The organism is Pseudoflavonifractor sp. An187 (assembly GCF_002160275.1).
Taxonomy (GTDB): domain Bacteria; phylum Bacillota; class Clostridia; order Oscillospirales; family Oscillospiraceae; genus Enterenecus; species Enterenecus faecium.
In genome coordinates, this window is the sequence record NZ_NFKG01000015.1 from 1 (window position 1) to 22666 (window position 22666).

At 55.7% G+C, this 22666-nt stretch carries 21 protein-coding genes, 5 tRNA genes and 2 pseudogenes; 6 read left to right on the forward strand and 22 right to left on the reverse strand.

Going from position 1 to position 22666, the window contains the following annotated elements; translation table 11 throughout:
- The 4 genes and pseudogenes from B5F22_RS07650 to B5F22_RS07665 form a co-directional block, all read left to right on the forward strand.
- Positions 1–1166 (forward strand): annotated as a pseudogene (locus tag B5F22_RS07650) (FIVAR domain-containing protein); the annotation flags it as partial.
- 157 nt (positions 1167–1323) lie between these two features.
- The gene (locus B5F22_RS07655; protein ID WP_242955080.1) at positions 1324–2784 is read left to right on the forward strand and encodes an IS1182 family transposase; all 1461 of its coding nucleotides are present in this window, start codon (positions 1324–1326) and stop codon (positions 2782–2784) included.
- Positions 2785–3194: 410 nt separating this feature from the next.
- Positions 3195–3617, forward strand: coding sequence for a hypothetical protein (locus tag B5F22_RS07660; RefSeq protein ID WP_087232814.1), 423 nt, complete (start codon positions 3195–3197; stop codon positions 3615–3617).
- A gap of 5 nt (positions 3618–3622) precedes the next feature.
- Entirely contained in the window at positions 3623–4822 is a 1200-nt protein-coding gene (locus B5F22_RS07665) for a hypothetical protein (RefSeq protein WP_087392111.1), read from the forward strand.
- A 483-nt stretch (positions 4823–5305) separates the two neighbouring features.
- On the opposite strand, the gene B5F22_RS07670 is transcribed toward B5F22_RS07665, so the two are convergent.
- The 12 genes from B5F22_RS07670 to B5F22_RS07725 form a co-directional block, all read right to left on the reverse strand.
- The gene (locus tag B5F22_RS07670; RefSeq protein WP_087232809.1) at positions 5306–5977 is read right to left on the reverse strand and encodes a peroxiredoxin; all 672 of its coding nucleotides are present in this window, start codon (positions 5975–5977) and stop codon (positions 5306–5308) included.
- A 91-nt stretch (positions 5978–6068) separates the two neighbouring features.
- A complete protein-coding gene (locus tag B5F22_RS07675; RefSeq protein WP_204210558.1) occupies positions 6069–7073 on the reverse strand; it encodes an ABC transporter substrate-binding protein in 1005 nt (334 codons plus the stop codon).
- A 48-nt stretch (positions 7074–7121) separates the two neighbouring features.
- Positions 7122–7874 (reverse strand): ATP-binding cassette domain-containing protein, encoded by a 753-nt coding sequence (locus tag B5F22_RS07680; RefSeq protein WP_087392113.1) that lies wholly within the window; start codon positions 7872–7874, stop codon positions 7122–7124.
- A 2-nt stretch (positions 7875–7876) separates the two neighbouring features.
- On the reverse strand, positions 7877–8854 hold the full coding sequence (locus B5F22_RS07685) for an iron chelate uptake ABC transporter family permease subunit (RefSeq protein WP_087392114.1): 978 nt from the start codon (positions 8852–8854) through the stop codon (positions 7877–7879).
- On the reverse strand, positions 8851–9861 hold the full coding sequence (locus tag B5F22_RS07690) for an iron chelate uptake ABC transporter family permease subunit (protein ID WP_343223932.1): 1011 nt from the start codon (positions 9859–9861) through the stop codon (positions 8851–8853). The genes B5F22_RS07685 and B5F22_RS07690 overlap by 4 nt, the downstream gene beginning before the upstream one ends.
- A gap of 214 nt (positions 9862–10075) precedes the next feature.
- A complete protein-coding gene (locus tag B5F22_RS07695) occupies positions 10076–12190 on the reverse strand; it encodes a heavy metal translocating P-type ATPase (protein ID WP_087392116.1) in 2115 nt (704 codons plus the stop codon).
- A 52-nt stretch (positions 12191–12242) separates the two neighbouring features.
- Positions 12243–12515 (reverse strand): DUF6110 family protein, encoded by a 273-nt coding sequence (locus tag B5F22_RS07700; RefSeq protein ID WP_087238102.1) that lies wholly within the window; start codon positions 12513–12515, stop codon positions 12243–12245.
- A gap of 169 nt (positions 12516–12684) precedes the next feature.
- Complete coding sequence (locus B5F22_RS07705) at positions 12685–13605, reverse strand: AraC family transcriptional regulator (RefSeq protein ID WP_087392117.1); 921 nt, start codon at positions 13603–13605, stop codon at positions 12685–12687.
- Positions 13606–13715: 110 nt separating this feature from the next.
- Positions 13716–14138, reverse strand: coding sequence for a flavodoxin (locus tag B5F22_RS07710; RefSeq protein WP_087232790.1), 423 nt, complete (start codon positions 14136–14138; stop codon positions 13716–13718).
- 45 nt (positions 14139–14183) lie between these two features.
- A complete protein-coding gene (locus B5F22_RS07715; protein ID WP_087373181.1) occupies positions 14184–14735 on the reverse strand; it encodes a DUF3793 family protein in 552 nt (183 codons plus the stop codon).
- 387 nt (positions 14736–15122) lie between these two features.
- Entirely contained in the window at positions 15123–17129 is a 2007-nt protein-coding gene (locus B5F22_RS07720) for a ferrous iron transporter B (RefSeq protein WP_087392118.1), read from the reverse strand.
- Between the two features lie 137 nt (positions 17130–17266).
- Positions 17267–17479, reverse strand: a complete 213-nt coding sequence (locus B5F22_RS07725) for a FeoA family protein (RefSeq protein WP_087232784.1) — start codon at positions 17477–17479, stop codon at positions 17267–17269.
- A 243-nt stretch (positions 17480–17722) separates the two neighbouring features.
- On the opposite strand from B5F22_RS07725, the gene B5F22_RS07730 reads away from it, so the two are divergent.
- The gene (locus tag B5F22_RS07730; protein ID WP_087232781.1) at positions 17723–18118 is read left to right on the forward strand and encodes a metal-dependent transcriptional regulator; all 396 of its coding nucleotides are present in this window, start codon (positions 17723–17725) and stop codon (positions 18116–18118) included.
- A gap of 197 nt (positions 18119–18315) precedes the next feature.
- Here B5F22_RS07730 and B5F22_RS12595 read toward each other — a convergent pair whose 3' ends face one another.
- The 4 genes from B5F22_RS12595 to B5F22_RS12600 all read right to left on the reverse strand — a co-directional run bounded on the left by B5F22_RS12595 (position 18316) and on the right by B5F22_RS12600 (position 19850).
- Complete coding sequence (locus B5F22_RS12595; protein WP_242955081.1) at positions 18316–18459, reverse strand: hypothetical protein; 144 nt, start codon at positions 18457–18459, stop codon at positions 18316–18318.
- Between the two features lie 37 nt (positions 18460–18496).
- On the reverse strand, positions 18497–18712 hold the full coding sequence (locus B5F22_RS07740) for a copper resistance protein CopZ (protein ID WP_242955084.1): 216 nt from the start codon (positions 18710–18712) through the stop codon (positions 18497–18499).
- A 36-nt stretch (positions 18713–18748) separates the two neighbouring features.
- Positions 18749–19435, reverse strand: coding sequence for a class I SAM-dependent methyltransferase (locus B5F22_RS07745; RefSeq protein WP_087392120.1), 687 nt, complete (start codon positions 19433–19435; stop codon positions 18749–18751).
- Positions 19436–19619: 184 nt separating this feature from the next.
- On the reverse strand, positions 19620–19850 hold the full coding sequence (locus B5F22_RS12600; RefSeq protein ID WP_242955082.1) for a hypothetical protein: 231 nt from the start codon (positions 19848–19850) through the stop codon (positions 19620–19622).
- 6 nt (positions 19851–19856) lie between these two features.
- Between B5F22_RS12600 and B5F22_RS07750 the strand changes: the two genes are divergently transcribed.
- Entirely contained in the window at positions 19857–20426 is a 570-nt protein-coding gene (locus B5F22_RS07750) for a site-specific integrase (RefSeq protein WP_242955083.1), read from the forward strand.
- A gap of 272 nt (positions 20427–20698) precedes the next feature.
- Here the strand turns inward: B5F22_RS07750 and B5F22_RS07755 are convergent.
- The 6 genes and pseudogenes from B5F22_RS07755 to pyrB form a co-directional block, all read right to left on the reverse strand.
- A tRNA-Lys gene (locus B5F22_RS07755) sits at positions 20699–20774 on the reverse strand.
- Between the two features lie 52 nt (positions 20775–20826).
- Positions 20827–20901: transfer RNA gene (locus tag B5F22_RS07760), tRNA-Gln, on the reverse strand.
- 55 nt (positions 20902–20956) lie between these two features.
- Positions 20957–21032: transfer RNA gene (locus B5F22_RS07765), tRNA-His, on the reverse strand.
- Between the two features lie 212 nt (positions 21033–21244).
- A tRNA-Arg gene (locus B5F22_RS07770) sits at positions 21245–21321 on the reverse strand.
- Positions 21322–21324: 3 nt separating this feature from the next.
- Positions 21325–21398 (reverse strand) — tRNA-Gly (locus tag B5F22_RS07775).
- Positions 21399–21642: 244 nt separating this feature from the next.
- A pseudogene (pyrB, locus tag B5F22_RS07780) lies at positions 21643–22539 on the reverse strand (aspartate carbamoyltransferase); the annotation flags it as partial.
- Positions 22540–22666: the final 127 nt, after the last annotated feature.

Consider the following 22666-nt stretch of genomic DNA (forward strand, 5'->3'; position numbering starts at 1 on the left):
AGATCACCGAGGCCGGCGCCGGCACTCTGGTGTTCACCGGTCCCGACAAGAAGTCTCCCCAGCTGGACAAGCTGGTCATCGAGCTCAAGGAGGCCGCTGAGCCCCAGCCTGAGGAGTACACCGTCACCGTGAACACCCAGGGCGAGGGCACCGCTACCGCCGAGCCCACCACCGCCACCGCTGGCACCACCGTGACCCTGACTCAGCAGGCTGCTGAGGGCTGGCACTTCGTGGAGTGGCAGAGCGAGACCGTCACCGTCACCGATAACACCTTCGTGATGCCCGAGGGCAACGTCACCGTCACCGCCGTGTTTGAGAAGGACGAGACCCCCGAGCCCGGCGATGTCAACAAGACCCTGCTGGAGAAGACCGTCAAGTACGCCGATACCCTGTCCACTGAGGGTGTCACCGACACCGCCAAGAAGGCCTTTGAGGACGCTCTGGCCAACGCAAAGACCGTTCTGGCTGACGCCGACGCCACCCAGGACGAGGTCAACGCCGCTTGGAACCAGCTGCTGGAAGGCATCTGGGGCCTGGGCCTGACTCAGGGCGACAAGGAGCTGCTGAACCTGACCATTGAGCGCGCCGAGGACATGATGGCCAACGCCGACAAGTACATGCCCGACCACTGGCAGGATCTGGTGGACGCTCTGGATGCCGCCAAGAAGGTGGCTGAGGACGGCGACGCCATGCAGGAGGACGTGGACAAGGCCGCTGGTGACCTGCTCAACGCCATTCTGGCCCAGCGCTACAAGGCTGACAAGTCCATCCTGGAAGGTCTGCTGGCTGAGGCGGAGACCGTGGACACCACCGGGGCCAGCGAGGTTGCCGTGGCGACCTTCCGCACCGCTCTGGCCACCGCCCGGGCCGTGATGGCTGACGCCACCCTGTCCGAGGACGATCAGGCCAAGGTGGATGACGCTGTGGCCGCTCTGAGCGCCGCCATGGACGGCCTCACCGCCGGTGGCGCTCCCGAGACCACCGACAAGCCCGAGGCCTCTGAGAAGCCCGAGAGCACCGACAAGCCTCAGGCCACCGAGAAGCCCGCTGAGAAGCCTGCTCAGACTGGCGACTCCGCTCAGCTGATGCTGTATGTGGCCGCTCTGGGCGCCGCTGTGGTGGCTCTGAGCACTGCCACTGTGGTGCGCAAGCGCCGCGGCAACTAAGTTCTTCTTAGACCGAAGAACCCGCCAAACTAAGACGAAAGTCCGGAGGAAGCAAATGCTTCCTCCGGGCTTCAGCCTGTCGAAAAAGGTCACCTTTTGGTGGCCTTTTTCTCGTATTGAGAGAGAAAATGCGGTATAATGGTGTAGGGTGATAAAAATGCTGGTAAAGAACGCAGAAAATCGAGAGCAGCTGGAATTTGTAAGTTTGGAGAACATGGTCCCGCAGGATCACTTGCTGCGGAAAATCGACGACGCCATCGACTGCAAGAAAATCTACGAATTTGTGGAGGATCTGTATTGCGAGGACAACGGCCGGCCCAGCGTTGACCCGGTGGTGCTGTTCAAGATCGTGTTGATCCAGCATATCTATGGAATTTCTTCCCTACGCCGAACCCTGGAGGAAGTGAGCATGAATCTGGCATACCGGTGGTTCATTGGATATCCGCTGAATGAAGCGGTACCGCACTTCTCCACAGTGAGCTACAACTTCAAGCACCGATTCAACCACGCCACGGTGGAATATGTGTTCCGCTGGGTGTTGAAAGCAGCCGCAGAGGAAGGATATCTGGACACAGAAGCGATTTTTGTGGACGGAACCCACATTAAGGCAAGTGCTAATCTGAAAAAGCAGGCCAAAAAGGCGGTCCCCAAGCAGGCAAAGCGGTACGCAAAAGAGCTGTTCGATGAAGTGAACAAGGACCGGGAGGAACACGGGAAAAAGCCCTTTTCCGATGACAGCGACAAAAAGCCGCCGGAGGAGAAGGAAACGGTGGTGTCCACCACCGACCCGGAAAGCGGTGTATTCCACAAGGGGGAGCACAAAAAGTGCTTTGCCTACGAAGCGCACACAGCATGTGACAAGCACAATTTTGTTGTTGGTGTTCACGTCACTCCCGGCAATATCCACGACAGTGTAGCCTTTGATCCTCTGTACGATGAAGTATGCCAGTATTACCCCGAGCACAAAACCGTGGTGGCGGACAGCGCCTACAAAACCCCCTGGATCTGCAAGAGAATCTTCGACAGCGGCCGCGTTCTTTCCACCTGCTATACCCGCCCCAAGACCAAAGGAAACGGCCACCCCTGGTGGGCCTATGTGTATGACGAATACTTTGACGATGTGATCTGTCCGGAATACCGTGCGCTGCATTATTCCACCACAAACCGGGAGGGCTACCGGGAATACAAAAGCCGAGGCTATCTTTGCAAGAGCTGTCCCACCAGAGGGACGTGCACCGAGAACGCCAAGTGCGAGAAAACAGTCTTGCGCCATGTCTGGCAGGACTATGTGGAGATGGCAGAGCACGTGCGGCATATGGCGGTGTACAAAGAACTGTACCGGCTGCGAAAAGAGAAGATTGAGCGTGTGTTTGCCGATGCGAAGGAAAAACACGGGATGCGTTACACGCAGTACAGAGGCTTGGCCCAGGTGACAAACTGGGTGAAGCTTAAATTTGCTGCCATGAATCTGAAAAAGCTGGCCATTTGGAAATGGAATGGCCGCCATTCGGCGCCGGATGGCGGAAAACAAACAGGATGGGGGAAAAGTGTAGCTGCTGTTTTGATGCTTTTTCCGTTTCCGCTTTCATTTCCAAGCAAAAAACCTGCTCTGGCTTAATTGCCGGAGCAGGTTTTTCTACAGGCTGTAGCGAGCCACGCTCATGGAAGTGAGCTGTGGCTCGCTTTTTATATATCAGGGCTCACCCATATTGTTCCCCGCTCTTTTGAGCGCCGGCGGCTGGGTGTGGGATGCCGCTCCCCGCCCCGTTTCGTTCCGCCCCACTGGCCTGAACGAAACGAAAGGAGCTAATATGCTCAATGAAGAAGTAATAGTACGCCCCATCCGTGAACGCTTGCATCAGAAACAAAAACATCAGACACAGCAAAGGATATGGCAATCGTTGGGGCTTTTCTGCCTAACATTTACGAGTGTTTTACCTTGAATTCACACCGAAAAACCAGCTAAGTGTTATAATTAAACCGGAACCAGATCTACTAACTAGAGGGCAAAACGACGAGGTGAATTTTATGACTTTATTTATGAACGAGAAAGATATGAATGAAATGTTAGATAGTATCTGTCCGGAAGGAGAAACATACCAGGGAAAAGCATGGGGAACCTTGATGTCTGGGACGGCTGAAATGTTGGCACTGGGAGCTTTGAGTAATGTATATTGTTATGTTGGCGTGACAGAAAAAACATTGGTTATCGCAGTGTTGGAAACTTTTGATATCTCGCATATTTACGGTAAAATCTGCATTCCGTTTGACCAGTTTGACGAACTGAACGTACAAAAAGGGCTACTGCCTTCCCAGCGGATCATCAAAGCGAAAAGCGGGAAAACCAAAATAAAATTGTCGCTGGTCAACAACAGCATCACCGCCAAAATCAAAGATCAAAAACAGGGGATGCTTGCGATTTGCGAGACGCTGGAGCGTTTGAAACACTGATTTTCATGAAAGCAAGAGAGAAAATGAACAATATAAATGAGAACCGAACAGACAAAAGAGCGCCCGGCGGCGAAAAAAGCAAGGCGGAGTTAAAATGGTTTATTTTGTTCCCTGCCGTCATCTTTTTTCTGCCGATCACCATCCTCGCGGTGGTGGGATGGTTTACAAGCGCCGATGCCTTTGCCATCGGCATCACAGGGTTTATGCAAGCCGTCATTGTCTATGGCGGCTTGGGGCTGGTGGCGGTGATCATCGCCCTTGTCTTATTCATACTGCTGATTCAGCCGGACACAACGTTCCTGCAAAAGGTTGGCAGAACCGCAGGCATTCTGCTTTGCCTCGCCGCCGCTTTCTTCCTTGTCCGGCCGCTCGTTTTGGACATCCCCTACCTCAAGCGCCCGGAAGCCGCCTATTTGGAGCGGCTGGAGTTTGAATATTCGAGAGGAATCGGGGACTATAGCTCAGACTCCTATTATTTGCGCGGCGTAGATATGACCGGCGAACGGCATTCCTTTGAAATCAGTGAAAAGAGGTTCGAGGAAGGGCGCGCGCTGTGGGGCGGGAACGACTTTGCTCTGTTTGCGAAAGTTACCTACCTGCCGCATACCTCCACCTTGATGACGCTCGAATTTATGACAGAACTCGATGCGGCAGGGGCAGAATTGTACCCGCCATCCCCTGAACTTTCGAATGACTGGAAAAATGTTTCGATTCAAATCAATGATACGGTTTATACGCTGCCGGTTCCCCTTGCGGCTTTCCTGAACGATGGATGGGTGATTTCCGAGGAGGATGCCGGGCTTTCTCTGGCCGGCGCGGAAGGCCCGTATGCGTCCTATGAATGGGAATGGGTCTCGTTGACCAATGACCGTGAACAGACTGTCAGCGTCTGTGCTTTCAACCCCACCGAAAGCACGATCCCTGTCGCCGAGAGCACGGTGGGAGGCGTCCATGTAATCTATGGCAATTACGACTTTTCCGGCACGGAACTCCGCCTTCCCGGTGGGTTGATGCTGGGATGGTCTACCAGAGAAGATGTGTTAGAGTTATATGGACAGCCAAGCGATAGCTCTGAGGCATATGTTCTTACTTACGAAACGAATGACTCTTTTGACCTGGCTTCTTGGAGGCTTGGCTTTGATGATTCGGGAATTCTAGACGATGTTATGGTACACCATCAGTCTTATTTCGATAAGGTACAATAAGTTTCGCAAATTGAAAAGTGGATAAAAGGAGACAGGTATGGGTGTCTGGAAAAGCAGGAAGGAATTTCCCAACCCGTATAACTGGAGCGGCTATATAGTCGGGCAGATTTTATCCAAGCCGGAGTATATGGGGCATACGGTCAACTTCCGTTCCCACAAGGCATCCTATAAGGATAGTCCTCTCTATGAAAGTACATGGTGATTGACTCCGTCTTCTGAAATTTGGATGCGAACCAAATTTCGGAGCGGTGGGTCGCGGCAATGGAGCGACCGGACATACCGGACGCTGAGCAGAGGCCGCCATTTTTCGACAAACAAAAAATGCACCCACCGTGCGGTGAGTGCATACGAAGAGAAATATTTGCCGAGCTTGAGCGGTATATAGTGAGTAAGGACAAATGGTGTCGAATAAAAAAAGAACCGGTCGAGATCTCGTGCATGAAATCTCGACCGGTTTTCTGTTATTGGGGAATTAACTTAGTATTACTTCGCCTCTTTGCGGAAGCACATGAACCAATCCAGGCAATACTGATTCTCGCTCTGGTTGTCCATCCGCTCCTTGGCTACGCCGCAGCTGCCAGCGGTGGGTACGATGACATCATCGCCGGGCCGCCAGTCGGCCGGGGTGGCGCAGGCGTCGGCGTCCGCTTTCTGGAGCGCCAGGATGATGCGCTTGATCTCGTCAAAGTTGCGGCCCGTGGACAGCGGATAGTACAGGATGGTTCGCACCACGCCGTTGGGGTCGATGACAAACACTGCCCGTACCGCCTGGGTGTTGGACTGTCCCGGCTGGATCATGCCGTACTTGTTGGCCACCTCCATGCGGATATCCTCGATGAGGGGGAAGGTCACATTGATGTGTTTCTTACCGTTCCACTCCAGCTCCTGGATCTTCCGCAGCCAGGCGATGTGGGAATAGATGGAGTCCACCGAAAGCCCCACCAGCTCAGTATTGAGAGCCTTGAACTCGTCGATCATGGAGCCGAAGGTCATAAACTCCGTGGTGCAGACTGGGGTGAAATCCGCAGGATGGGAGAAGAGAATCACCCATTTGCCAGCGTAATCCTCCGGGAATTTGATAGGACCCTGGGTGGTGACAGCCTCGAAGGACGGGGCCTTGTCGCCAATAAGAGGCATTCTGTTTTCCTGATCCATGGTAAGCGCTCCTTTCGTTAGCAGTCAAGTTCGATGAATATGATATATGGGTTCTATGGAGAAAGGCCGTAATACTCCATCTGAAACAGCGTTAACCCAGCAGCTCGCTCTCCAAATCCTGCAGCATGATGTCCAGTGCGGAGATACCACCCTCGGCGGTGTACCACACGGCGGGGTGAGCCAGATAGACGATGTTGCCATTCTGGTAGGCATCGGTTCCCATCACCAACTCGTTTTCCATGATCTCCTGGGCCAGCTTTGCCCCGTCGGTGCCGATGGCGGCGTCGCGGTCCATAACGAAGATATAGTCGGGTGCCTTCTCCACGATGAACTCAAAAGATGCCTCGTTGCCATGGGTGGAGGTGTCAATGTTGGCGTCCACGCCAATATTTTCGAAACCAATTTCGCGTCCAATCATGGAGCAGCGACCGTCATTGCCCAGCACATTGTAGCTGCCGCTGGTGACCAGTCCCACGATGGCGGTCTTGCCGGCGGCAAATTCGGACAGGGCGGTGATCCGGGCATCGAAGTCAGCCATCAACTCGTCTACCTTGTCCTCCAGACCAAACATGGAGGCGATGGTAGTGGCATTCTGCCGCACGCTCTCCACGACCCCAAGCTCGGTATCGGTGGCCAGGTAGACCACAGGAGCAATCTCGCTGAGGGCGTCGTAGCTGGAAGCCAGGCGGCCGCCGATGAAGATGACATCCGGCTCACAGGCCATGACGGCCTCCAGATCGGCCTCCTTGATGGTGCCCAGGTTGGCAATATCGTCATTGATGTAGTCCTGGAGATACTCCAGACTGGTGGAGGCAGTGCCCACTACCCGGTCACCCACACCCAGGGCATCCAGAATGTCCAGGGAAGCCATGTCCAGAATGGCGATACGCTGGGGATCGTAAGGCACCTCCAGCTCCGCCGCCTCCTTGTTGGCATTGAGGCTGGTAATGGTCACAGACTCAGGGGTTTCCTCACTGGACTGACTGCTGCTGGGCGAGGAGGTATTCTCGGAAGAATCGCCGCCGTTCTGAGCGGAGCAGGCCATGAGGCTCAGGGCCATCACGCCGGCCAGGGCAAGAGAAAGCATCTTTTTCATGTTCATTTTTAATTACTCCTTTTCTAAAAAGTACTGAAAATACGGGGGTTAGTAGTAGATGGACAGAGGCTTGCCCGCAATGGTCAGGATCTCGAAGTCCACCTGATAGATCTGGGACAGGTTCTCTTTCGTCATCACCTCCTCCACAGTGCCGAACTTGGCGATTTTTCCGTCCTTAAAGGCACAGATGTAGTCGGAATAGAATGCCGCATAGTTGATCTCATGCAGCACCAAAATCACCGTCTTCCCCAGCTCGTCGCAGAGGCGGCGGACGATTTTCATCATGTTGGTGGCGTGGTAGATATCCAGATTGTTGGTGGGCTCATCCAGCAGCACATACTCGGTGTCCTGGGCGATGACCATGGCGATCATGGCCCGCTGCCGCTGGCCGCCGGAGAGCTCGTCAATGAAGCGATCCTGGAATTCTTCCAGCTCCATGTAGGCAATCGCCCGGTCGATGATCTTCTGATCCTCTGGGGTGACCCGGTTGCCTGAGTACGGAAAGCGCCCGAAGGTCACCAGCTCCCGCACAGTCAGCTTCATCTGGATGTTATTGGACTGGGTCAGGATGGCAAGACGCTTGGAGAGCTCCTTGCTTTTCCATTTGCCGATGTCCTTGCCTTCAAAGTCCACCAGTCCGCTGTCGTGGGCGATGAGCCGGGAGATCATGCCCATAACGGTGGATTTGCCCGCACCGTTGGGACCGATCAGAGAAATTACCTTACCCTTGGGGATGGCGAAACTCACGCCGTCCACCACGGTTTTTCCATCATACTGTTTTGTCAGTTCTTGTACGCGCATGGTCACACCTTCTTTCTTGTCAGGAGGAGATAGAGGAAGTAAAGGCCGCCGCCCACAGTGATGAATACGCTCACCGGCACGGAGTAGGAATACACATGCTCCACAATGAGCTGTCCGCCCACCAGCACGATCATGCCGAACAGGGCCGAGCCCAGCACCAGCTGGGTGTGCCGGAAGGTTTTCAGCAGCTGACGGGACAGGTTTGCGATGATGAGCCCCAAAAAGGAGATGGGTCCCACCATGGCGGTGGCCACGGCGATGCAGAGAGTCACCCCCAGCAGCAGGCGGCGGATGCAGCGGTCATAGTCCACACCCAGGTTGATGGCCTGTTCCTTGCCTAAGGTCAGCACATCCAGCAGGGCCAGCTCCTTTCGCAGTGCGAAGATGACGCCCGCCAAGAGGATCAGGGAAAAGACGATGATCTCGGAATTGATGTTGCTGAAGCTTGCCACCAGGGTATTCAGCAGACTGTCGTACTCGTTGGGGTCCATGACCCGGGTAAGGGTGGTCTGAATGCTGCTGAAAAACGAAGTCAGCACTGTGCCCACCAACAGCACATACAGCACATTGTGCTTGGTCTTTTTGAAGATCCAGCTGTAGATAATGGTGGCGGTAACGCCCATGAGCACCACGTCCACTGCGAAGGACAGGTTGGCATTGGAGGCCACCACGCTGGCAGACCCCAGGAAAAACACCACAGCGGTGTGGATGAGGGTATACAGGGAGTTCATCCCCAGCAGGCAGGGGGTCACGATGGTGTTGTTAATGATAGACTGGAATACCAGAGAGGCGCCGCCGATGGAAAAGGCGGTAATGAGCATGACAATGAGCTTGGGGGTGCGGATCTTCATGGCATAGGCCAGCAGCTTGGGATTGGAAAAGTTGACCTCCACCAGCATGTATCCTGCTGCACAGAGAAGAACAATCGCAGCCAGGATCAGGAGTTTGCGCCGGTTGGCGCGCACGGCAGCGGTGTTCACTGGTCCGCACCTCCTTTCAGGTTAGGCAAGGCGGAGCAGCAGCTTGTTCCGGCGCCGCCCAGACGAATGGCCTTTCGGCCGTGCTTGAGCCGGTAAAACAGCAGGGCGATGAAAATGAGGCTTCCCAGGATGCCCACGATCAGCTCGATGGGCAGCTCGTAGGGGGCGATTACGATCCGGCCAATCATGTCGCATACCAGCACGAAGATGGCGCCGAACAGGGCGGTGTCCACCAGCGTGCCCCGAATCTTGTCGCCCTTGTACATGGCTACCACATTGGGCACGATCAGGCCGATGTAGGAGATGGAGCCGACCACCACCACGATGGAGGCGGTAATCATGGCGGCAATGGTGAGGCCGGAGAAGAGCACCAGATTGTACGGGACCCCCAGGTTCTTGGAAAAATCCTTGCCCAGCCCAACGATATTGAAATGGTTGGCGAAGAGGAAGGCCAGTACCACCAGCGGGACCGTCAGCCAGACGATCTCATACCGGCCCTTCAGCACCAGCGAGAAGTGGCCCACCAGCCAGGAGGACAGAGCTTGGGTCATCTCATATTTGTAAGCCAGATAGTTGGTAATGCCGCCGATGACATTGCCGAACATGATGCCCACCAGAGGGACCATCACCACATCCTTGAACTGGATGCGCTGAATGAACCAGACGAAGATCCAAGTGCCCAGAATTGCTGTGGCAAAGGCGAAGATGGCCCGGCTCCACAGTGTGGAGGCCGGCATAAACAGCAGAGCCAGCAGGATGCCGAACTGGGCCGAGGAGATGGTGGCGCCGGTGGTTGGGGACACAAATTTGTTGCTGCACAGCTGCTGCATGATGAGCCCTGCTACGCTCATGCCGATTCCGGTACACAGGATGGCCAGCAAGCGCGGCAGCCGGGAGATGATGAAAATCTCCAGCTGCTCAAAATTGCCCGCCAGAAGCTCGCCCGGCGTCAGATCGATCACGCCCACAAACAGTGAGCAGCAGGACAAGACAAGCAACAGAGCCAAGAGAACTATGGTAGAACGATACGGTCTGATACAATCCTCCCCTTTCTTTCATGCGGTTAGCTATGGCTAACTACTTTGCGAAAAAAGATGCGCAGCGGCGATTGGACTTACCATGCATCACGCACTGCGCATCGTGAGTGTATTATAGCACATGGAGTTAGCCATGTGCAACCACGCAAAAAGCACAAGCTACCAAGCGGAAAGGATTCTTTTTTTATCCATTCTGCGAATTGTTGCCCCGAGCGGACTGCGTCTGAGTAGTCAGCCGGCTCATGCTTCGCAGACTGACTCCCAAAGTGGAGAGGTTGTGCAGCGTGGCAGAGGTGGCAGGTGGCAGGACTCCGGCCACGCCCAGAGCAATCAGGGCGCCGTTGAAGCCGATAACGAAGCGGTAGTTGGAGTGGATGCGCGCCATCAGCGCCATGGCGATCCGACGCAGCTCTACCAGCTCCCAGAGGCTGTCGGCGGCAATGGTGATGTCCGCAATCTCCCGGGCGATGGCGGCGCCGTCGCTGATGGCAATGCCCGCATCCGCCTCGGACAAGGCCGGTGAGTCGTTGATGCCGTCGCCCACCATCAACACGGTATGCCCCTTCCGGCGGAGCCGTGCCACATACTCCGCCTTGTCCGCCGGAAGGACTCCAGCGCGGAAGTCATCCACTCCCACCTGGGCGGCAATGGCTGCGGCGGTGCGGTAACTGTCGCCGGTGAGCATGACGGTATTGGTGACCCCCAGAGCACGGAGGGTGGACAGGACTTCCTTCGCCTCCTCCCGCAGCGGGTCGGAGATGCAGATCACAGCGGCCAGCTGCCCCCCTACTGCCAGATACAGGTGGGAATACTCCGGCGGCAGGGCATCAAAGCGTTCCTGCTCGCCCTCTGGAATGACGCACCCCTCATCCTCAAAAATAAAGTGGGCACTGCCGATGAGGACTCGCTCCTCATCGACGGTGCTTGCGATGCCGTGAGCCACCAGATATTCCACCTTGGAGTGGTACTCCTCGTGGCGCAGGCCCCGGCGCTTGGCCTCCTCCACCACGGCGTTGGCCATGGAATGGGGGAAGTGCTCCTCCAGACAGGCAGCCAGCCGCAGCATTTCGGCTTCCTCTTTGCCGCCGAAGGACACCACCTGAGCCACCCGGGGGCAGGCGTGGGTCAGGGTGCCGGTCTTGTCGAAAACGATGGTGTCGGCGGCAGCCACCGCCTCCAGGAACTTGCCGCCCTTGACGGTGATATGGGCCCGTCCCGCCTCCCGCATGGCAGAGAGGACGGCCAGAGGCATGGCCAGTTTCAGTGCGCAGGAGAAGTCCACCATCAGCACCGACAAAGCCCGTGCCACATTCCGGGTGAGGACGAAGCTCAGCAGACTCCCTACAAAGGTATAGGGCACCAGCTTGTCCGCCAGATTGGCAGCCTTGCTCTCAGCCTCCGACTTCATCTGCTCCGACTGCTCGATCATGTGAACGATTTGGTCATAGCGGCTCTGACCAGAGGCCTGCTTCACCTCCAGCACACACTCGCCCTCCTCCACCACGGTGCCGGCATAGACCGCGCCTCCGGGGTGCTTGGGTACCGGGATGGACTCACCGGTGAGGGACGCCTGGTTGACGGTGACCTCCCCCTCCAGCACCAGGCCATCCACGGGGATGATGCCGCCGGCGCGGACGACTACCGCATCCCCCGGCTGGATCTGGGACACGGGGACCAGCACTTCGCCCTGGGCTGTGCGCAGCCAGACCCGGTCCACATTCAGCGACATACACCGGGCCAGATCCGCCACAGATTTCTTCCTTGTCCACTCCTCCAGCAGCTCGCCCACCTCCAGCAGAAACATGACCATTCCGGCGGTTCCGAAGTCCCTTCTGCAGGCAGAAATGGAAATAGACAGGGCATCCAGCAGCTCCACCTTGATGCGGCGGCGCAGCAGGCAGCGCAGTCCTCTCCGCACAAAGGGGATCATGTGCCAGAGAATGCGGGCAATCCGCAATGGAGGTGGGAGAAACAGGGTGCAGGCGGCTTTGCACACTACCTTAGTTACCAGTTTCTCCTCAAATTCCCGGTTCAGCGCCCGGGTGCTGTGGGCGGGCAGTGATGTGGTCCGCTCCGCCTCCTGCCAGGAAAACTGCCGGATGGCCTCCAGCACAGTTTGTCGATCCCCATCGTAGTACAGGATCACAGCACAGGTTCGCTCATGGACGGTGACCTGCCGGCACCAGGACTTTCCCTGAATCCATGCCTCCAGCAGATCCGCCTGAGCGAGTGTCATCTGTTTTTGCCGCAGCCGGAACCGGATGCGCCCCCGGCTTTCGTGCAATATGGTTGCGTTCATAGGTTCCTCCTTCACGAAAAGAGGGAGCCGCTGGCGGCTCCCTCTGGGTCAATCAGGCTTCTTCGCTCTCCAGATTGGCAGCGGCGGCTTCCTCCGCTTCCTTTGCAGCCCGGTCCTCGTTCAGCTCCTTGGCGGAGGCCAGAATGTCCGCGGCGTTCTCCTGCACCGTGGTCACGGTTCCCATAACTGAGTCCTTCATCCGCAGGCCGGCGGCCGTGACATGGACATAGGCCTTCTTGGCGTCCTTGCTGGACAGCAGCTTAACGCCAAAAGAGCCAAACAACGCACCACCCGCAAAGCAGGCCAGTTTCGTATAAACACTCATCGCAATACTTCCTTTCCCTTATTTCCGCTTGTAGCCGGTGACCATGACCATAATCATGCAGATCACAGCGCCCCACGCCCAAAAACGATGCTGTTTCATCGCTCTCACTCCTTCTGAATGCTTTGGAATGTCTGATTATTGTAGCAGAAAAGGTGGGTGTTTGTCGCTGTCAAAACGGACGCAGAGTTGCGGTTTCCGACATTTTTCTGTACTGGCCGGGAGTCATGCCATACTCCCGCTTGAACGCTGCGTTGAACTGGCTCATACCCTCATACCCCACAGACTGCGCAATTTGCTGAATGGACATTCGGGTGGTGCAGATCAGCTCTTGTGCCCGTCGGAGGCGCAGTTGGATCAAATATGTGTGGATCGGCATGCCATAGGCGCGGCGAAACCCTTCTTTCAAGAAGGTGGGGGAAACGGAAAACTGTTTGCAGAGGAACGCAATGGTGAGCTTATCAGACAGATGCGTCTGGATGTATGCCTTGACTTCCAACAGACTGTGGGATACAGGACAGCCTGAGCCGGAGAGAGATTCATCCGATTCAGATACCTCGGTGCAGAGCAGATACAGCAGTTCCACCGACTTGAAAACACAGTAGCGTTCCTGCTCCTGCTCTGACAGACGACGAACGGTTTCAAAAAAAGCCTGCGTCCAAGGTGTGCCGTGCAGGGCCGTGCAGCCGTTTCTTGCTGTCATCTTTTTCTTGACGATCCTGGTGTCCAGCTTCATCCCCAAAGTGGAGCAGACCGTCACAAGGCTTTCCTTTGCGGCTTTGGCGTCTACGGCAATCAAAACACCGCTCAGGTTTCCGCTGTACCGACACGAGCGGAGAGCGGAGCTGTCGGAGAGCAGGAAAATCCCCGGCGCCTCCACCGTGCAGGAGGTACCTTGTAACGTTCGGACAGTAAGGCGGCCGGTCAGGCAGAACAGCACCTCAAACTGGAGCGGTGCGCCGCACACCGGGACAGACCGCAGAGGTTCCTGCTCCGGCTCCGGCAGGGAAAACCGGCAGATCTGCACCCCTGGCATACTGCTGCTCCAACGGCCTGTGGCGGAGCCCTGGCTCGATAAATATTCTTTCAGCATGATTTCTCACGACCTGTTTCTCTGGGTTCGGAAATGGTTTTGCCTATGCTGACTGGGGATACAGGCAGAAGGCAGGAGACGAGCGCCTCCTGCCTTCTGCGGTGTTTTTGTCAGGCCAGCGACGCACCCAGTTCGCGGCAAGCCGCCAGAGCGTCATCGTCCGGAGTCTCGTTGCAGATCACGCTGTCACAGGCCAGATTGGCGCCGTCGTCGTTGCAGCGGGACTCCCAGCTGCGCATCCATTCGCCATCGCCCCAGCCGTAGGAGCCGAACAGGGCGATATTCTTCCCGCTCAGCCTGCCCTCACAGGCGGTGAACATGGGCTCGAACTCGCTCTCCTCCAGCTGCTCCGACCCCATGGAGGGGCAGCCGAAAGCGATGGCGGAATACTCGCTGACCTGCTCCGGGGAGAACTCTGCGGCGGTGATCACAGATACCTCGGCACCCTTGCCCTTGGCTCCTTCGGCCACCGCCATGGCCATGGCCTCGGTGTTTCCCGTGCCGCTCCAATACACAACTGCAACTTTACTCATAAGACTTTAGCGACCTTTCTTTCTGGATTTGTTATGGTAGAAACATCAACCAGCCACGGTGAGCTGCTCGATGGATTTCCCTTGCTGCCACTGCCGGGAGTAGATTTTGCTGCACATCTCGTATTTCTCAAAGAGGTTTCTGGCGGCCTGCTCGTCGCCGTAGACCTTCCAGCAGCCCACGCATTTGTGATTGCACGCCCGGTTGCAAATAAAGCCCAGCACATCCTCAGGGGGATAGCTCAAAAACAGGCCGATCTCATGGGGGAATTCCCCTTCGCTCCGGAGCCGGTGGATCAGGTGAACCACGCAGCCATTGGGGTTTTCCGGCACATAGCCGTATTTGAGAAGCAAGGCTCTGGCGCGGTAATCGGTCAGATCGCTCTCCAATGCATTGGGCCGGTAGGCGTAGATCAAAGCGCGGCCTTTGCCAACCCGAAGCGGAAGGACGCGGATGCCCTTGGGCACCAGTTTCTTGTTCAGCCGACACAAGTCTTTCGTCAGATCCTTCCGGCTGGGGCAGGCACAGGAAAAAAGATTTCCCGTCTTGATTCCCGCCAGGGTGGGAGAGCAGTGACGAATCAGCAGATCCTCTGACATAACACGCCTCCTGTATAGAGAGTCACTCCCAAAGTAGATGGTTAGCAACAGCTAACTTATATTCAAAAAATATTCGGGATTTCTCCCGGAGGTTAGCGATAGCTAACCTATGTTCTGATTCTAATATATCACATCGTGTTTGTCAATAGGAAAGTTCATGGATGCATGAAATGATTAGCGGGGGCCATCCAAACGGAAGGCCCCCGCATCTTTTCTATTTCTCATGGGTACTGCAGCAGCAGTGATGCTGGTCTGCCTTTTTGGAACTGCAAGAGCATCCATCCGGGCAGCCGATACACTTCTTGCCGCTCTTTTTTGCCTTATAGACATAGAACGCGGCGGCTGCGATAATTACCACAAGAATGCCAATTACGATATAGTCGATCATCAGGCTCTCGCTCCATTCAGCGCATACTCCTGCTTCAGATCCTTATCCGCCTTCAGGCACAGCCACACCAGAACTGCGGCGAACACAATTACAGCGATAAGACCGGGGACAAAGCCGGCGCCAATGGAACCGGTGGTGATCAGGGTGCCGATCTGGTAGACCAGGAAGCCCACTGTATAGCCAGTACCCAGCTGGAGGCCGATGCCGCCCCACAGCCACTTGGCGCTCTTGATCTCAGAGTGCATGGCACCGATGGCGGCGAAGCAGGGAGGTGTGTACAGGTTGAACATTAAGTAGGCCAAAGCCGCCACCTTGGTGATGGCGATGACGCCCGCCACCTCGGCGCCAGCGCCCTCCATCATCTCCAGGGCATCGGTGTCGATGAAGTTCTCAAGGCCCGCAAAGCAGACGGCCAGCGTGCCCACCACATTTTCCTTAGCAATGAAACCGGTGACGGCAGCGGCTGCCAGCTGCCAACTGAGAACGCCCACAATGGGCACCAGCAGATAGGCAAAGGGATGGGCGATGGAGGCCAGGATGGAGCTGTCGGCGGTCTCCGCCACCTGGAAGCTCCAGTTGAAGGTCTGCATGATCTGCACGGCGGTGTTGCACAGCAGAATAATGGTGGCGGCCTTCACGATGTAGGCCCAGCCACGGGCACACATGGCCTTGAAGGCGAACCAGAGAGAAGGTACCTTATACTCCGGCAGCTCGATGATAAAGAAGGACTTGCGGTTCTTGTAGCCGGCGATCTTGTTGACCAGCAGGGCGCCCAGGAAAATAAGCACGATGCCGGTGAAGTACATGAGGAAGCTTACCCAGCCGGCATCGTCAAAGAAAGCACCGGCAAACAGGGCGATGACGGGGATCTTGGCGCCGCAGGGCATGAAGGGGGTCAGCATGGCGGTGGCCCGGCGCTCCCGCTCGTTGCGGATGGTGCGGCTGGCCATGACGCCGGGGATGGCACAGCCGGTGCCGATGACGAAGGGGATGACGGACTTACCGGACAGGCCAACCTTTTTGAAGATGGGGTCCAGCACTACGGACACGCGGGACATATAGCCGCAGTCCTCCAGCAGGGCGATGAGGAAATACATGATCATCACCAGGGGCAGGAAACCAACCACGGCGCCCACGCCGCCGATGATGCCGTCGGCCAGCAGCGCGGTCAGCAGAGGATTGGCGTCAGCCAGCAGCACCTCGCCGACGTAGCCCTGGAAGGTCTCGATCCAGCCCACCAGATAATCGGCAACGGGTGTGCCCACCCACACCTGAGAGATCTGAAACACCAGGAACATGACCACGGCAAAGATGGGAATGCCCAGGAACTTGTTGGTCAGCACGGCGTCAATGGCGTCCCCCGTGCCCTTGTCCTTGGTGAGGACCTTCCGCTTCTCCACCTGGGAGACCAGGGAATTGACAAACGCGAAACGCTTACGGTCGGCTTCCTCCACAACCTTCTTGTCAGTCAGATCAATGTCGCCCTGGACATAAGGAGCTCTTTGGATTTTACCGCTTTGTGCAACCGCGGCGTCCACTACGGCCTTCAGCCCTTCCGCAGCGGTGGAGACGGTCTCCACCACGGGACAGCCCAGTTTGGCGGAGAGAGACGCTACATCAATGACGGTCTGCTTTTTTGCATTGATATCGCTCTTGTTCAGGGCGACCACCACGGGGATGCCCAGTTCCAGCAGCTGGGTCGTGAAGAACAGGCTGCGGCTCAGGTTGGTGGCATCCACAATGTTGATGATGGCATCAGGATGTTCGTGCTTTACATAGGAACTGGTGATGCTTTCCTCCGATGTGAACGGGGACATGGAGTAGGCGCCGGGCAGATCCACGGCAATCAGATCCTCCGTCCCGCTGCAGTAGGCTTTCTTAATGGGGTGCTCCTTCTTTTCAACCGTCACGCCGGCCCAGTTGCCCACCTTCTCATTTCGCCCGGTGAGGGCGTTGTACATGGTGGTTTTGCCGGAGTTCGGGTTGCCAGTCAAGGCAATACGCATGACATTTCCTCCTTTTCTATGTGTGCGATGTACTTTATTCACAACTCAGCGGTTGCCCTACGCTAACCGTTGGGCAGAATAAACATGAATGAATACCTTAGATCTGGGGCTCTGGGGCGTCATAAGTGCTCCAGATCTTATATCTCGATGGCCGAGGCCAGTTGGTTGTCGATATTGTAGCGGCCATCCTTGATGGAAACCACGCAGCCGCCCTTGAGGTGGGATACCACGGTCACCGGCTCTCCCACATAGCAACCTAAAGAAAAAAGGAACGCATTCAGCTCCTCATCGTCCGTATTGATTTGCTTGACGATATATTCCTGACCGTCCAGAGCATCCAACAATGTCATATCCATCACCTTTTCACAGTTGATTTAATCATTTTTCCACAGTCTGGTTAGCGATAGGAAACCAGACCGCGAAAAAATTAGGTTAGCAACATCTAACCCTCTGCTATAATATACCATGCCTAATCAATTGTCAAGCGGGAACCTATATTCAGCAAAGAAATCTCCGTTTCCGATAAACAGGCTGGTTCATTTTTCCGGACTGTGCTATAATAATCAAAATGCTTTATCCAATGGAGGTCTTATATGGCAATCCATGAATCTGGTCAGATGTATTTGGAGACCATTTATATTTTAAGGCAAACAAAATCCTTCGTGCGGGCTATTGATGTAGGAGAACAAATGGGCTATACCAAGCCCAGCGTCAGCCGTGCTCTGTCCATTCTAAAAAAAGACGGTTATGTGGAGGTGGACGGAGAAGGCGCAATCACTCTGACATCAAAAGGCCTCGCCATTGCTGAGACCATGTACACCCGGCACACAGTACTGACAGAAATGCTCAAGGGTCTTGGCGTGGATGAAAAAACAGCCGCAGAGGATGCCTGCAGGATCGAGCATGTGATCAGCGAAAAATCCTTTGCGGCGGTGCAGGCGCACTTGGAGCAGGTAACGAAAATGCGGGAAGATGCGCACGGGCAATGAGCCTGTGCAAATTTGGCGGACTTTGCTATCGAGCGGCAACGCGATAAGTGAATACCTGCCATTTGGCACGGAATATCAAATGCGGTGGAGCCTGGATATGGCCTCCACCGCATTTTATGTGATCTGCGCTTTTAAATCAGGAGCGACCTGCTGTGTAAGTTCACCGCCAAGCGCATCTGCTCCATAGCTCCAAACGCTTACGGCAGCTCATCCTTATGTGTTTGCTGGCTTTTCAAAACTTTTCGGGCAGTTTTTTTGATGTTATGGCACACGCCAAGAATAGCGATGCAAAACAGCAAGGCTGCTAATCCATATCCAAACGACTGCATTGCCGCGTTCATGTTCACACCTCTTTTCTGACCGCTGCCGCCAAGGAACTCAACCAAACAATCCTCTTTTTTTGTACGGCTCCTGCTGGATCGCTCCGACCTCATATCCCGTGCCGCGAATGGTGTTCATAAGAGCCTCCGTGTCCAGCTCTGTTTCAGAGAGGATCACGGTCTGGTTTTTGCTGCGGGAAGAATTTACCTTTTTGACCGGGCAGGCTTTGCGTACGGCGTCATTGACATGGGCCTCGCACATCCCGCACATCATTCCGTTGACTTCCACTGTGTACTACCACATGATTTCTCATTCCTCCTTGGCTTTTGTATGATCAAGCTGCACAGATTGGACGGTGGTCTGCCGTGCCGCAGTCCGTTCATCCGGGATCTTCCTGGCCATCAGACAGCACAGCGGCGCCAACGAACTTCCGAGAAGTGGATGGCGAACGATGGAATAGCCGCGCTCGGACAGGTATGCCATCAGCTCCCCGGCAGTCCAAACGTGGTACACCCGAAAGCCTGACAGCCCCATGAACCAGAGCCGGAGTCTGGCGCTTCGGCTTTTGCCCCAGACAAAGGTGGGGGCGAACAGCCATCCCCCCGGCTTCAGAACCCGCCAGGCTTCCGCCAGAGCCTTTTCCGGGTGAGGCATGACATGGAGGGCGTTGGAGATCACCACCGCATCGAAGCTCTCCGGGCCGTAGGGCAGCTTGGTGGCGTCCTGGACGGAAAAGTGGAGCCGGGACGAATAAACCTGCTTTTTGGCTTGACGGATCATTTCAGCTGAAAAGTCGGTTGCCTCCCAGCTCCGGACACATGGAGACAGCGGCACGGACAGCTGGCCTGTTCCGCAGGCCAACTCCAGTACGTCCATGTCCCGTTTCAGAAAAGGACGCATTGCTTTGCAGATCTGCTGATAGGTTGTCTGAGAGCGGCGTATGAAACCGGAGTAATGCCGTGAAAACCGCTCCCAAAACTGCTTGTTGTCATCCATACAATATGGTCACCTCAATGATGGTTAGTACCAGCTAACCACATCATACTCTTTGTCGCATGAAATTGCAAGATGCCGCCATATTGGTTTTGCATGTTCTCTGGGATCAATCAAGGGAAGAAGCTGGAACGAAGAATGACCGGGACACGTATCCCGGTCATTCTTTTCTTTCGCGCCTCTGCCTTTACCGGCACCAACCGATGGGATTGGAGCGGGCGGTGATGAAGCGGCGATAAATGCCCTCCTCCTCCAAAAGTATCACCGCCTGATCTCCACAGTGCTGGAGCAAGCGGTGAAAGAGGGGCTTGTCCCCTTCAATGTGGCGGCACGGGCCACGCTGCCAAAGGCAGAACACAAGGACGTGAACTACTTCCAGCCGGAACAGGTGGCGGCTATCCGGGAGGCCCTGGAGCAAGAGCCAATGAAATGGAAAACCCTTGTCCACCTGCTTCTGATTACAGGGGCACGATGTGGAGAAGTGCTGGGCCTGAAATGGGCCAAGGTGGACTTTGAGGGCAACCGTATTTTTATCTGCAACAACATTCTTTACCGGGCAGACGTGGGCATCTATGAGAGCAGCCCTAAAACGGAACGCTCCCGGCGGTATGTGGCCCTGCCCACGGAAACCATGCAGCTTCTCCGGCGTTACCGGGCGTGGCAAGCTGAGGAACGGCTCAGGCTGGGGGAGTACTACCAAAACCAGGGCTTTGTCTTTGCCCAGGACAACGGCAACCCCATGCACCCGGACAGCGTGACAAATTGGCTCAAGAAGTTCAGCCGCCGCCACGATCTCCCGCACATCAACCCCCATGCGTTCCGGCATACAATGGCCTCTATGCTGTACTTCAATGGGGTGGACAGTGTGAGCATTTCCAAACGGCTGGGACACGCCCAGGTGTCCACCACGGCCAACATCTACGCCCATGTGCTGGAGGGGGCAGACCAGCGCAACGCCGACATCCTCTCAGAGATTTTCTTGAAGAAGGCTTGAATTTTCAGAGCGAGTTGAATTAAAGTTGAATTTTCAATCAGAGGTAATTTTGAAATATAACGAAAAAATGCGTTATTTCCTCCGAAAAAGAGAAAATAACGCACTTTCGATGAAGTATCGCAACAGTATAGATGCACGGCTATCAGGTCTGCACCTAAAACCAAATCGAAGCCCAGCGCAGCGGGTTCGATTTGGAAAGGAGGAGCAGCAAAATGAGCGCACTCTGACTTTTGAAAAAAGTCGGAGCAAGCGATATGACGCTTGCTCCGACGTGGTGACCCAGCGGGGACTCGAACCCCGGACCTTCGCCTTAAAAGGGCGTTGCTCTACCAACTGAGCTACTAGGTCATATGAAGTTATTCCGCAAAGTCCCCCCGGGCGAGCCAGGGGGACAATGGTCTGGCTGGGATGGTTGGACTCGAACCAACGAATGCGGGAGTCAAAGTCCCGTGCCTTACCACTTGGCTACACCCCAATGAAGAGGATGGAAGCAAGGGCCGGAGCGGACGCTCCGGCCCTTAGCCACAGTATGGGGTGGGTAATGGGGCTCGAACCCACGACACCCGGAACCACAATCCGGTGCTCTGCCAACTGAGCTATACCCACCATATTGACTTATGTTGCGCTTGGGACGGGGAGAGGCCCTCAAATGGGCTGGCACGCCTGAAGTTTGGCCGATCAGCGGACTTGCCGGTGGCAAGTTCGCCGGCCAAAGTCCCTTCCGCAGAAAGGGAGCCGAAGGCGAACCTTGATGCGCAACAGGAGTGCCTTCTGCCAGCAATGCAGGAATCTCATTCAGAGGCAAAACTCTAAATGATTGGCACGCCTGAAGGGACTCGAACCCCTGACCCACTGCTTAGAAGGCAGTTGCTCTATCCACCTGAGCTACAGGCGCGTATGGAGCGGGTGATGGGAATCGAACCCACGCGACCAGCTTGGAAGGCTGGGATTCTACCATTGAACTACACCCGCAGGTTAAGGGTGACGCCCCAAACATCAGCCTGTGTATAATAGCACAGAATGTCTGGGGTGTCAAGCCCTTTTTTCAAAAAATCAATTAGAGAGGTGCGTCGCAGAAAGCACAGCAGTCCACGCCGCCGTTCTTCTTCACCAGCGGGGGCAAATAGAGCTCCGTCTGGGTGATGCACCGGGGGTTGTGGCACACGGGTTTGGTGCCAATCTCCACCGGGGCAGGAGTCTTCCGGGGCTGGTTGGCCAGATCAGACAGCAGAGCCATGCGGGCAAACATGCCAAACCGGGCCTGCTGGAAATACACGGCTCTGGGGTCGTCGTCCACGTCCACGGTGATCTCGTCCACTCGGGGCAGGGGATGCATGATGAGCAGGTTCTCCCGGGCTCGCTCCAGCTTGGACCGGGTGAGCACGTAAATGCCCTTGTTGCGCTCATACTCCAGGGGGTCCACAAACCGCTCCTTCTGCACCCGGGTCATGTACAGCACGTCCAGCTGGGGAATGACGGCCTCCAGGCCGGTGACCTCCACGAAGGGCATGTTGCGCTCCTGCATGAACTGGCGCAGGTACTGGGGGATGGCCAGGTCCCGGGGCGCGATGAGATAGAAGCGGATGTCCTTGAACTTGGACAGAGCCTTGATGAGAGAGTGGACGGTACGTCCGTTTTTCAAATCGCCGCACAGACCGATGGACAGCCCGTCCACACTGCCCCGCAGGCGGGTGATGGTGGTCAGGTCGGCGGTGGTCTGGGTGGGGTGCATGTGGCCGCCGTCACCGGCGTTGATCACCGGCACATCGGCGTAGAGAGAGGCGGCCTTGGCAGCGCCCTCCCAGGGGGTGCGCATGACGATGACATCCGCATAGTTGGATACCATCTTAATGGTGTCCTTCAACGTCTCGCCTTTTGCTACCGAGGAGGAGTTGGGGTCGGCAAAGCCGAACACCGACCCGCCCAGGCGCATCATGGCGGTTTGGAAGGAGAAGTTGGTGCGGGTGGAGGGCTCATAGAACAGGTTGGCCGACACCTTACCGTGGCATACATCTAAATACTGTTCTGGGTTGTTGATGATTTTGTCGGCTCTCTGATAGATCTCGTCCCATTCCTGTCTACTCAAATCCCCGAAGTCAATCAAATGACGCATATCGGTCCCTCCTTGCAAAGTTCGATACATTGTATCACAATCCCACCGGGCAAACAACAGGTAACTGGTGGTAAATCACAGGCCGCAGAGAAAAAATCTTATACACTTCATGAGAATCCCACCTTTG